We start from the raw sequence: 11723 nt of genomic DNA, 5'->3' as shown, positions 1-11723 counted from the left end.
AATAGAATTCTAAATATTCAGGTATAATTTTATCGCCCTAAATCTTAGAATTCTTATTCTCATGCTTTTAAACAGGTAATTCTATTTTAGCATTATCCTTAGATTTTCTATATAATACAAATTTCCTACCTATAGCTTGAATTCCCTCACAATTTAATTTTCTGCAAAGTAAATCACTAGCTTCCCTCGCAGTATAGTCGCTGGTCTCAAGTACCGTTATTTTTATTAATTCTCTGGCTTTAAGGGCATCATCTACCTGTTTTATAAAAGCTTTTTCTATATCACTTTTCCCTATCTGAAAAATAGGCTGAATTTTATTGGCTAAACCTCTTAAGTAACTTCTTTGTTTGCTGGTTATCATTAAATTGCTTCCTCCTATAATAAAAACTCGAATTCAAAATCATTTAATCTTACTAATTCTCCGTCTTCTATTCCCATACTAACCAACTCATCAATAATCCCCTTATTTCTAAGTACCTTATGGAAATACATCAATGATTGAGGATCATTAATATTTACACTATCTAGCAATCTATCAACAAAGGAGCCTTCAACTATATAGACATTATCTTCTTTACGAATTTCATAAGTAAATTTCTTATCCTCTGGTACAAATCTTTCCTCTTCACTTATTTCCAGATCTGTAACAGGTATCTCTGAAAGTTGTTTTGCAGCTTCCTTCAATAAATCATCTACTCCAAACCTTGTAGCTGCTGAAATCTTAAAGATATGCTTATATCCCATTTTCTGCAACTTCTCTTTAAAATTGTTGAAATTAGTATCATCATAAGAAATATCACTTTTATTTGCGGCTATTATCTGCGGTCTATCCCAAAGTTTAACACTATATTTCTTTAATTCTTCATTGATTTTAATAAAGTCCTCTACAGGATCTCTTCCTTCACTGCCAGAGATATCAACTACATGAATAAGAAGCCTTGTTCTTTCAATATGTCTTAAAAACTGTAAACCAAGACCTACACCCTCTGCTGCACCTTCAATAATACCAGGAATATCTGCCATAACAAAACCTTGAATTCCAGGAATACTAACTACTCCAAGATTAGGTTTTATGGTTGTAAAATGATAGTTTGCAATCTTAGGCTTTGCTTTAGACACCATGGAAAGCAGGGTAGATTTACCTACATTTGGAAAACCTATAAGTCCCACATCCGCCAACAATTTAAGTTCCAAACTTATCCATCGTTCCTCCCCCGGCATGCCAGGTTCTGCAAAATTTGGTGCCTGTCTTGTAGGTGTACAGAATTTTGCATTTCCCTTTCCACCTTTTCCAGCTTTTGCAGCAGTAACCTCATCTCCAGCATGAGATAAATCCGCAATAATCTTATCAGTTTCTACATCTCTAATGATTGTGCCCATAGGTACCTTTATATATAAATCTTTTCCATCTCTCCCATAACATTTAGATCCGGAACCAGCTACTCCAACTTCCGCTACATATTTTCTTTTATATGTAAAGTCTAAAAGAGTAGTCATGTTTTGATCTGCTATGAAGATTACATTTCCACCATCTCCGCCATCTCCGCCATCAGGACCACCTAAAGGTACGTATTTTTCTCTTCTGAAGGAAACAGATCCATTTCCTCCATTACCAGACTTTATAAATATTTTTGCTGTATCAATAAACATTATTCTTCACCTTCCTTTTATGGAGTAAAAAAGCACCCCCTAAAGGGTGCTTTAAATTATTCAGCTATGCTTTCTTCTATAGCTACAGGATAAACGCTTGCTTTCTTCTTGTCTCTGCCTACTCTTTCGTATTTAACTACTCCATCGACCTTAGCAAAAAGAGTATCATCAGATCCCTTACCTACATTAGCTCCAGGGTGGATCTTTGTTCCTCTTTGTCTAACCAATATATTTCCAGCAAGTACGAATTCTCCATCAGCACTTTTAACTCCAAGTCTCTTAGATTCACTGTCTCTACCATTTCTTGAACTACCTACTCCTTTTTTATGAGCAAATAGTTGTAGATTCATAACTAGCATTTCACTGCACCTCCTCTATTTCCACTTTTATATAGTCACCATAATTAATTTCCATATTCTGCATTCCAGATAACATTGTCTTCATTAATATTTGACATTTTTCAATATTACTCACAGCTTCATTTTTTAAGTCTAAACTTAAAAAGCCATCACAAATACTAATCTCGGCATTTGCACCTACAATTTCTGTAATACCATTGGCAAAGGTATAAGCTAATGCCGACACTGCACTACACACAACATCATAGCCTTCTTCGCTAAAACCTGCATGCCCATTTATGTTAAAAGAAACAAAACAATTATGTTTTTTTGTAAAAACAATATTAATCATGACTAAGCTTCAATCTTTTCAATTACAAGCTTAGTATAAGGTTGTCTGTGACCTTGTTTTCTTCTGTAGTCCTTTTTACGTTTATATTTGAATACTATAACCTTCTTAGCTTTTCCTTGTTCTGCTACTTTAGCAACAACTTTAGCTCCTTCAACTACAGGTTTACCTACAACAAATCCGTCTTCTTTTGCAACTGCAAGAACGTTTGTCAATTCAACATTTGAATCAACTTCAGCTTCTAGTTTCTCAACGAATATTACGTCTCCTTCTGAAACTTTATACTGTTTTCCTCCAGTAGTAATTACTGCGTACATTAAAACACCTCCTCAAACCAGTCTCGCCAACTCAGGTACACAAAATTTAATTTCATGTTTAATATAAAACCCTATGCGTGCGGCCTACAAATGCCATTTTAACACATATAATAATATTTGTAAATAAAATTATCCATATATTTTATACATATTCTTATCTTCTATTTCACTATTAAACATTAAAGGTTCTGCATTATATGAATTCATATCTTTTATAAATTTAACATAGACATTTTTTTTCTCTGCACCTATTGACTTTACAAATTTATCTGTATATTTCAATATACTTACTTTATACTCTTCACTTATTTCAATATAAATGTGATCACTGATATTTTCCATATCAATTCTTATTATTCTGTTTCTAATTAAATTGGCTAAATAAGATAGCTTCAATACTCTACCAGAACCATTACAAACTTTACACTTTTGTTCAATATAATCTAATATGGATTTACCCCTTCTTCTTCTAGCTATTTGCACAATATTTAATTCCGTAAATGGGTAAATTATAGTTTTATTCTTATCATCCTTAAAGCCTAATTCTAAAATATGTAAAATTTTATTTTTTATTTTTGTATCATCCACATCTATAAAATCTACAACTATTATTCCGCTTAGATTTCTAAGTCTGATCTGTGCTGCAATTTCCCTGGCAGCCTGAATATTTGTAAATTCTGCAGTATTTTGAATATTTCTTTCCTTAACATTTTTACCTGAATTCACATCAATAACATACATAGCCTCGGTTTTATCAATTACTATAGATCCTCCACAGGGAAGTTCCACAATATTATTTCTAAGTTCTAATATCTTTTTTTCGATACCATAGTATTCCATAATAGGAATATTAGATTTATGTATTTCTATCTCTGCAGTTATATCACCTTTATTTTTTATATAGGCCTCTATGAACTTAAAATCCTCTGAATTATTAACAATTATTTTTTCCGTATCTTCATCTACTACATCCCTTAAAACTTTTCCTAAAACGCCGCCAGAATTGTATATAAGTTCAGGTTTATTAGAGTAGTTTCCCTTTTTCACTATATCCTCGTATATTTTGTATAATCTTTCAATTTCATTATTTATCTCATCTATGGTAATCTTCTCTGCATTAGTTCTTATCATGACCCCTGTATCTTCAGGCTTCCTTATACCATTTTTTAAATGTTCCTGAATTTTTTTATCTACTATTTTCTTTGAAATAGAAATTTCATTGTTTAAAGTTTCAATTACAGCATATCTTCCAGGTACAGTAATTTTATTACTTACCTTTGGACCTTTTGTCCCCATATTTTCTTTAATAATTTCAACTAAAAGTTCTTCACCCTTTTTTATTTTTACATTATTAAATTTAGAATCCATGTACATATATCCATTTTTTCCTCTACCAATATCTATAAAAGCACATTTTATTGCAGGTACAATGTTTTTAACTACACCTTTATAAATCTGTCCTGGATACACTAATGTACCCTCTTCCTCAATATAGCATTCTATAAGTTTTTCCCCTTCTGTTATTGCAATTCTAAGTAAATCTCTTTGCCTTTCAAAGAATATATTTTTCAACTTTAGCACCTCTAAGTCTATTATTGGTTTTCTCTATCTATTCTGAGACATTTTACCCAATTATTATACATTATAATTGGACTCATATAAACATAACAGCCACCCTTCTCAATAATTAATATAAACTCAGTGGGAGTACATGCTCCCACTAAGTAAGGTTTATTGCTGAAAATACTGCCAAAGTGGTACTAACTTTTTATTTTTAACGCCATACATTTCCGTTCTTACAATTTCTGTGAAGGCCTCTTCATCTACAGCTTTAGTATTTTGTTTTATATACTGTGCCAAAAGCTCTGCTGATAAATTTTCTCTGCTTCCACAAGAAAGTTCTGCTTCCAGCTTAAGATAATCACCCTCCACATTAGGCTTTAAATTCTTAATCATTGGTTTAATATCAATCTCTTTTTCACCACTTTTAGTCTTCTTAATAATGTTCCACGCTTTAAGCTGAAGCATATTATCAAGTTCGTTATTAAGATCATCTGTATTCAAATATTTTATATTTATTTTATAGCTTGCTCCATCAATTGCTGCCATGGCTTGAGGAATCTTCCTGCCATCTTTGTCATAGAGTTCCTTAATTTCAACTACCTTTAATAATTTTATATTTTCCGTAGAACTCTCATTAAACTTTCTTTCTATTTCATTTATATCTACTGCTTCTTTGAATTCTATATCGAGATAATCTCCTAAAGAATACATTCCAACAGATAGAGGCTGAGCGATGGAAAGCTTCATATGAGGATTAAAGCCCTTAGAATAATCTACAGGAAGTGCAGCTCTCTTAAAGGTTCTCTGAATTGTTCTCATAATATCAAGATGAGAAACAAATTTTACTTCAGAGCCCTTTGTAAATTTAATTAAATATCGCACCTTCAAAGCACTTCCCTTCTTTAAAATTAACATTTATACCACAATTTTTACATCCACTTCTACAATCAGGAGTAATAACTGCTAGCTTTGCATTTGCATTTTCTTTAATTAAAAATTCTTTATTTACACCAATATCTATAAAATCCCAGGGTAAAAATTCTTCATAACTTCTTTCTCTATAGGCATAAAAATCTCCGTCTATATTACAATCCCTCATAGCTTCCATCCACAATTCATAATCAAAATACTGAGACCAGCCATCAAATTTTGCTCCTTTTTCAAAGGCCTTCACCAGTACATCGCACATTCTTCTATCTCCTCTTGCAAAAACCGCCTCAAGATAGCTTACAGGTGTCTCATGCCAGTTGTAAGTTACCCTCTTATCCATAACCTTTTGTAGTTCTCCTATTTTTCCCCTTACAGAAGGCATTTTATCCATTGCTGCCCATTGGAAAGGTGTAAAGGGTTTAGGAACAAATATAGAAGTACTGGCAGTAACCTTTAAGCCCTTTTTTCTTTCTTCCTTTGGAACCTTATAATATTCCTCTATAACTTTTTTTGATAAATAAGCTATTCCCTTCACATCCTCTGCAGTTTCAAAGGGAAGGCCTATCATAAAGTAAAGCTTAATAGTTGACCAGCCAGCTTTAAAGGCACTTCTAACAGAGTTAATTAAATCCTCTTCTGTTACTCCTTTATTTATTACATCTCTCATTCTCTGGGAGCCCGCTTCTGGTGCAAAGGTAAGCCCAGTCTTTCTGACTTTCTGAATTTCCTTTATTAAATCCACTGAGAATGAGTCTATTCTGAGGGATGGCAATGATACACCAACCTTTTCATCTCTATATTTCTCCACCATAGAATTAATTAAATTTTGTATATCTGAATAATCACAAATGCTTAGAGAAGTAAGAGAAATTTCATCATAGCCAGTATTTTCAATAAGTCTTTCAGATATGTCCAATAATTTTTCTGATTTTTTTTCTCTTACAGGCCTATAAATCATTCCCGCCTGACAAAATCTGCAGCCCCTAGTACAACCCCTAAAGGTTTCCAGCATAATTCTATCATGCACAATTTCATTGTAGGGTACAATTAGTTTATCTGGATATTCTACATCATTGAAATTTTTAATTATTCTCTTCTTTATAGCTTTAGGTATATCTTCATATTTTGGTTTAAACTCCTTTATAGTTCCATCTTCCTTATAATAAACTTCATAAAGACCTGGAACATAAGTACCTTCTATTTTAGAAGCTTCTCTTAAAAACTCCTTTTTACTTTTTCCTTTGTATTTTTTATATAGATCCAGTAATTCATTTAGATGTTCCTCTCCTTCTCCAATAGAGAATATATCAGCTATATCATAAAGAGGCTCGGGATTATAGGCACAGGGACCTCCACATATTACTACAGGATCCTCTTCTTTCCTTTTGGAAGCTCTTACCTCTATTCCTGACATATCTAACATATTTAAAATATTTGTATAACTCATTTCATATTGGAGTGTAAATCCTATAAAATCAAATTCTTTTAAAGAATCTTTTGTTTCAAGAGCATATAGTGGTATTTCACTTTCTCTCATGAGCTTTTCCATATCCGGCCAAGGTGCAAAAGCCCTTTCGCAGTAGGTATCCTCTCTTTTGTTTAAAACATGATAAAGTATCTTCATTCCAAGATGGGACATACCTACCTCATATACATCTGGAAAACAAAAAGCAAATCTTATATCTACTTTATTCTTATCTTTAACACAGGAGTTAAATTCACCACCTGTGTATCTGGCTGGTTTTTCAACTCTGTGCAAAATATCATCGGTTATTTTCTTCAATTCTATTTCCTCCTCATTAGGCATCTAAAAATCAATAGTAAGTCAAATATGCGGCGTATATTTTGAAGATGCCTTAGCTCATCCATTTTGTCATTCATTGTTATTCTAACATATAGGCATTCTCAAAGAAATACCCAATAATACAGCCTATATTTTCTTCTATATTTCTCTTTTTTCCTGCACATACATTATGTCAGTTTTCTGCACTGCACTTTTCCAGTACTATATTTCCTTTTTCTCGTGTATTTGTATTAATTCCTCTATAGTTATATTTCCATAACTTTTTAGTGCCTCTAAAATCTCTTCTTCATAAATTATATCCACAACTCTTAATTCTTCATCAAGTACAGTAAAAATATTGTATTTATTTTTTTCTGCCAGACTAAGCGCCTTTAATAATTCACTTTTATAGTATATAGAAAAATTTCTATTTTCTATATAACCTCTTTTTATAAATCTAAATTTTTTCTTTATAATATCACTCATGATTATATATGCTATCCTTTCCTTTTCCCTAAAAGAATATATCATTATATAAAGTGCTATAATTCCAAAGGACAAATTCATCTGGCCTTTAAAAAAACAGTATATATAATATAACATAAATATACTTCCAATACACATACTAACTATAATAGTAATTAAATTTGCAAATCTGTATATGGTCTTTTTCCCTATTAAATCTCTTAATATCCTTCCGCCATCTAAAGGTAATGCTGGCATTAAATTAAATATTCCAAGAGCAGCATTGGTAAAAAATAATGAATGTATAAAAGTTCTATTAAAGTGTAAATTCAATACATAAAAAATAACTGCCAGTACTAAATTAAAAATTGGCCCTGACAGTGAAATTATCAAATCTTCCTTAAATGAAGCTTCTGCTAAATCATCAAGCCTTAAAGCAGCACCAAAGGGTAAAATTTCAACATTACCGTTTTTAAATCCAAAATATCTTGCTACAAAATAGTGTGTGAATTCATGAAAAATAACCATGGCAAAAGCTATGAATAGATCTCCGTTAAAACCTATAAACACTAGTAAAACAATATATGGTATAAAAAATTTATTAATTTTAATCAAAAGATCACTCCAAGTTTATTGCTTAGGTATATAAAAATAAACAACAATTTAAAAATACATAGTATATTTTTTGAAGATGCCTTGTAAAAATTAAATATTTAAGTATTGCTGTGGATCAAGATTTTCACCCATATATATTAATTCAAAGTATAGTGAAGGAGAAACTACTTTTCCCGTATTACCTGATTTTCCAATAATCTGATCTTTGTTGACTTTATCACCTTTTTTCACTTGAAGGGAGTTCATATGAGCATATTTTGTCTCAATACCATTTTCATGATCTATAACCAAATATTTCCCCAGCGTTTTATCCTCTCCTGCTTCTTTTATGAATCCATTATAAGAGGCCTTTATATCTGTATTTAATGAGCATTCAATATCTATTCCCTTATGGAATTCAACTTCACCTGTAGTACTATTTTTCATTTGACCATATCCTTGTAATACTTTGCCATTTACAGGAACTGTAAAATTATTAGTTATATTTTCCTTAATAGTTTTACCTCCCATAACCTTTGTTCTAACACTATCAATCCAATTTGTTGCCTTGTTTTGAAAATCTGTAATATTATCGCTCTTAACTGACTTCACTAAATTATTTACATCTATACTCTTTATATATAATATTGCGGATTTGTAATCAAAATTCTCATTTACAATATTTTTAGAATAATTATATACCATCTTTGTCTGTGGATTAACATAAAGCTTACAGGTAAATGCAAGCAGAAAGAGAACTACAGTACCTATAAGTTGCATTTCAAAAGTTCTCAAAAGCTTTCTCTTGCTAAAAATAGATTTTTCAACATTAGACTGTCTTTTATAAGGTAATTTGTTCTGGCCGTATCCCTTTTTGGATAATGCATTATAATAATTTTCATACTGGCTGTTAAAACTCCCCATATTTTCCTCCCAATTATAAATTCATACAATATCATATATATTTATTTAATAATTTTTTATGACAAAAAAACTGTTCTAAATAGATAGAACAGCTTTTTTAATGCTTTTTATTTTTTAATCTTCATTTTTCTTATAGGTATATTTGCCACAAGCGCTGGTGAATTTCCATCCTGCTCCTCAACTCTTGTAAGTTTTACTTCTACATCAGAATTATCAATCTCCACATATTTAGCTATAACATTCATTATTTCACCCTTTATCAGTTCAAGAAGCTCTGGAGACAAATCAGCTCTATCATGAATTAAAATTAACTTTAATCTTTCATTGGCTACATCCTTTGAAGAAGGTTTACTTGAAAATAATTTAAATAAATCCATACCCCTATCTCCTAACTACTTAAATTTAAATAATTTTTTTATAGCTGCCATAATGCCATTAGATGTTTCATCTTCTTCCAAAGAAATAAAAGGAACCTCTTCTCCTGTTATCCTTTTTGCAATATCTAAAAAAGCATGCCCAGCCTTGGAATTGTTATTTAAAACTATAGGCTCCCCTCTATTAGTAGAAACTGTTATATCCCTATCATTAGGTACAACCCCAATAAGCTTTATTGCCAAATTATCTATTATGTCATTAATACCCAGCATATCACCTCGCTTAACCATTTCAATGTCTATTCTGTTAACTATAAGCTTATGATCTTCTAATCCTCTGGCATCTAATTTTCCAATTACTCTGTCAGCATCTCTTACAGAAGTGACCTCAGGGTTTACCACCACAATTGCCCTGTCAGCGCCTATAACTGCATTTTCAAATCCCTGTTCAATTCCTGCTGGACAATCAATTAAAATATAATCATATTCATTTTTAAGTTCATTTACTAAATTAAGCATTTGTTCTGGATTTACATCATTTTTATCCCTAGTTTGGGCCGTTGGAAGCAGAAACAGATTATCATACCTTTTATCTCTTATAAGTGCCTGCTTTAATCTGCAATTTTCCTCAACTACATCTAAAAGTGTAAAGACTATTCTATTTTCAAGTCCCATTAATACATCCAAATTTCTAAGGCCCGTATCACCATCCACCATTACTACTTTCTTTCCCATAGCTGCAAGCGCCGTACCAATATTTGCTGTAGTAGTAGTTTTTCCAACTCCACCTTTTCCAGATGTTATTACAATAGCTTCTCCCATTTAATTTACCTCCATTATATGAATTTATTAGGTGAATAAGGTTCTACAATTATAGTGTTTCCTTTTATTTTTGCTACCTCAGGATAATCGGGCTCTTCATCGTTTTCTGGCGCCCTTGTCATTATATTAGCTATTTGCAAAACCTTAGGTTCTAACCTAAAAGCAGCTATAATTGACTTGTCATTACCGTTTACACCGGCATGTACATCTCCTTTAAGACTTCCAAGCACAATAATATTTCCTGCTGCAAAAATTTCAGACCCAGGATTCACATCACCTATTATAACTATATTTCCAGTATAATTTATTACCTGACCACTTCTTACGGTTTTTCTGAAAAATTTAGTTCTTCCTTCATAAACTCCCGTAAAAATTCTACTTTCATTTTCTTCAATGTCCTGAAATATACAATCCTTTATAAGAAATTCTTCGAAGAGAATATCCTTTAATTTTCTAAGCTCTCTTTCACTTATAAACTTAAGTTGTGTAGTAATTTTCAATGTACAGCCCTTATAAAATCTTTTACCTCTTGAAAGCTTTTGTTCTAATTTTTCCAGCATATCACTGAAATCTTTAAATGCATTCATATCAATTAGTACATTTAGGCCATCTTTATTTCCTTTTAGCACAATTTTGTCTTCATCCATAAATACTAAACCTCCAAAGGTTTTTAAGCTTCCTTTATACATTTCAACACAATTTGTTAAAAATCCTTCTTTTATAATTAATTTTTTAAAATAATTATAGGAAATCTTATTAATTAAATGTCCAATCTCAAACTTATATACATAAATAAATTTTTACAATAAAAAAACACCATAAAACCCGTGTAATTTAAAATTGAGTTTTATGGTTATTTTAGATAAAATATATATCTTTTTTATTTATCTGCTGGTCTTTTTGTCACATCTGTTGTCACATCAAATGGATAATTAGCCTTAGTAAGCTGATCTCTAAAATACCCTTCATAAATCCCTCTTGCCACATTTGCTGCCTGGCTGCCATAGCCCCCATCAAATATGACCACTGCTACAGCTATTTGCGGGTTATCTGCTGGAGCATAACCTATAAACCAAGCATAATCTGATCTGCCTATTGTATTTTGTATTTTTACATCACCTTGGGCAGTACCAGTTTTACCAGCAGTTTTAATATCAGAAATTTTTTACTATACTCTAATCTATCATATACGTCAATGGGCTGAATTTTTTTAGTTACAGCTCCATTAGCGTCAGTAATATTTCCATTAGATAAATCAGTTTCTAGATTTAGAAGAAATTGTGTTGCATTTACATTTCTTTGGGATGCAATATTATAAACTGTTCCAAAATTTTCAGGTATTTCTATGCCCATAATTGGATTTCGATTTTTAGGATCGGCACCCAGCCCAAACTGCCATGCATATTTTGCTAAAGCATTATCTAAACATTTTGCAATCTTTTTTACATAAATCTACAAATATTTGAACTTTATATTATATTTCAATGTAATTCATTAAAAATCCTTCTCTTATGTTTAAATTTTTTTAATAATCGAAATATTTATTCTAAAAATTTAAATGGATTTTGTAATAAAAAAACATCATAAAATTGAGGTTTAAACCTGAATTTTATG

General features: G+C 31.2%; 15 protein-coding genes and 1 pseudogene. All 16 read right to left on the bottom strand.

Annotated elements, in window-relative coordinates; genetic code table 11:
- Positions 1–67: 67 nt before the first annotated feature.
- Positions 68–361: a ribosome assembly RNA-binding protein YhbY gene (gene yhbY, locus CLOPA_RS10255; RefSeq protein WP_015615357.1), complete on the bottom strand. Its 294-nt coding sequence runs from the start codon at positions 359–361 to the stop codon at positions 68–70.
- A 14-nt stretch (positions 362–375) separates the two neighbouring features.
- Entirely contained in the window at positions 376–1650 is a 1275-nt protein-coding gene (gene obgE, locus CLOPA_RS10250) for a GTPase ObgE (protein ID WP_015615356.1), read from the bottom strand.
- Between the two features lie 56 nt (positions 1651–1706).
- A complete protein-coding gene (gene rpmA, locus CLOPA_RS10245) occupies positions 1707–2009 on the bottom strand; it encodes a 50S ribosomal protein L27 (RefSeq protein WP_015615355.1) in 303 nt (100 codons plus the stop codon).
- A 1-nt stretch (position 2010) separates the two neighbouring features.
- On the bottom strand, positions 2011–2340 hold the full coding sequence (locus CLOPA_RS10240; RefSeq protein WP_015615354.1) for a ribosomal-processing cysteine protease Prp: 330 nt from the start codon (positions 2338–2340) through the stop codon (positions 2011–2013).
- Between the two features lie 2 nt (positions 2341–2342).
- A complete protein-coding gene (gene rplU, locus CLOPA_RS10235; RefSeq protein WP_015615353.1) occupies positions 2343–2654 on the bottom strand; it encodes a 50S ribosomal protein L21 in 312 nt (103 codons plus the stop codon).
- Positions 2655–2783: 129 nt separating this feature from the next.
- Positions 2784–4226 (bottom strand): ribonuclease E/G, encoded by a 1443-nt coding sequence (locus CLOPA_RS10230; RefSeq protein ID WP_015615352.1) that lies wholly within the window; start codon positions 4224–4226, stop codon positions 2784–2786.
- Between the two features lie 159 nt (positions 4227–4385).
- Positions 4386–5105, bottom strand: coding sequence for a TIGR03936 family radical SAM-associated protein (locus CLOPA_RS10225; RefSeq protein ID WP_015615351.1), 720 nt, complete (start codon positions 5103–5105; stop codon positions 4386–4388).
- Entirely contained in the window at positions 5083–6930 is a 1848-nt protein-coding gene (locus CLOPA_RS10220; protein WP_015615350.1) for a TIGR03960 family B12-binding radical SAM protein, read from the bottom strand. Before CLOPA_RS10220 ends, CLOPA_RS10225 begins: the two co-directional genes overlap by 23 nt.
- 222 nt (positions 6931–7152) lie before the next feature.
- Positions 7153–8010: a M50 family metallopeptidase gene (locus CLOPA_RS10215; RefSeq protein ID WP_015615349.1), complete on the bottom strand. Its 858-nt coding sequence runs from the start codon at positions 8008–8010 to the stop codon at positions 7153–7155.
- A 90-nt stretch (positions 8011–8100) separates the two neighbouring features.
- A complete protein-coding gene (locus CLOPA_RS10210) occupies positions 8101–8913 on the bottom strand; it encodes a M23 family metallopeptidase (protein WP_015615348.1) in 813 nt (270 codons plus the stop codon).
- A gap of 107 nt (positions 8914–9020) precedes the next feature.
- Positions 9021–9290 carry a cell division topological specificity factor MinE gene (minE, locus tag CLOPA_RS10205; RefSeq protein ID WP_015615347.1) on the bottom strand — a complete coding sequence of 90 codons (270 nt, stop codon included), beginning with the start codon at positions 9288–9290 and terminating at the stop codon, positions 9021–9023.
- 15 nt (positions 9291–9305) lie between these two features.
- Entirely contained in the window at positions 9306–10109 is an 804-nt protein-coding gene (minD, locus tag CLOPA_RS10200) for a septum site-determining protein MinD (RefSeq protein ID WP_015615346.1), read from the bottom strand.
- 14 nt (positions 10110–10123) lie between these two features.
- Positions 10124–10756, bottom strand: coding sequence for a septum site-determining protein MinC (gene minC, locus CLOPA_RS10195; protein ID WP_015615345.1), 633 nt, complete (start codon positions 10754–10756; stop codon positions 10124–10126).
- Between the two features lie 233 nt (positions 10757–10989).
- On the bottom strand, positions 10990–11136 hold the full coding sequence (locus CLOPA_RS26090; RefSeq protein ID WP_242834291.1) for a hypothetical protein: 147 nt from the start codon (positions 11134–11136) through the stop codon (positions 10990–10992).
- Positions 11137–11217: pseudogene (locus tag CLOPA_RS26085) on the bottom strand (hypothetical protein); the annotation flags it as partial.
- Positions 11218–11219: 2 nt separating this feature from the next.
- On the bottom strand, positions 11220–11462 hold the full coding sequence (locus CLOPA_RS26080) for a hypothetical protein (RefSeq protein ID WP_041710860.1): 243 nt from the start codon (positions 11460–11462) through the stop codon (positions 11220–11222).
- Positions 11463–11723 lie beyond the last annotated feature (261 nt).

Origin of the sequence: Clostridium pasteurianum BC1, assembly GCF_000389635.1 — a bacterium.
In the GTDB taxonomy this organism is placed as follows: domain Bacteria; phylum Bacillota; class Clostridia; order Clostridiales; family Clostridiaceae; genus Clostridium_I; species Clostridium_I pasteurianum_A.
The sequence above is the reverse complement of the archived record's forward strand: the minus strand, read 5'-3'. Positions and strand labels throughout refer to the sequence as shown.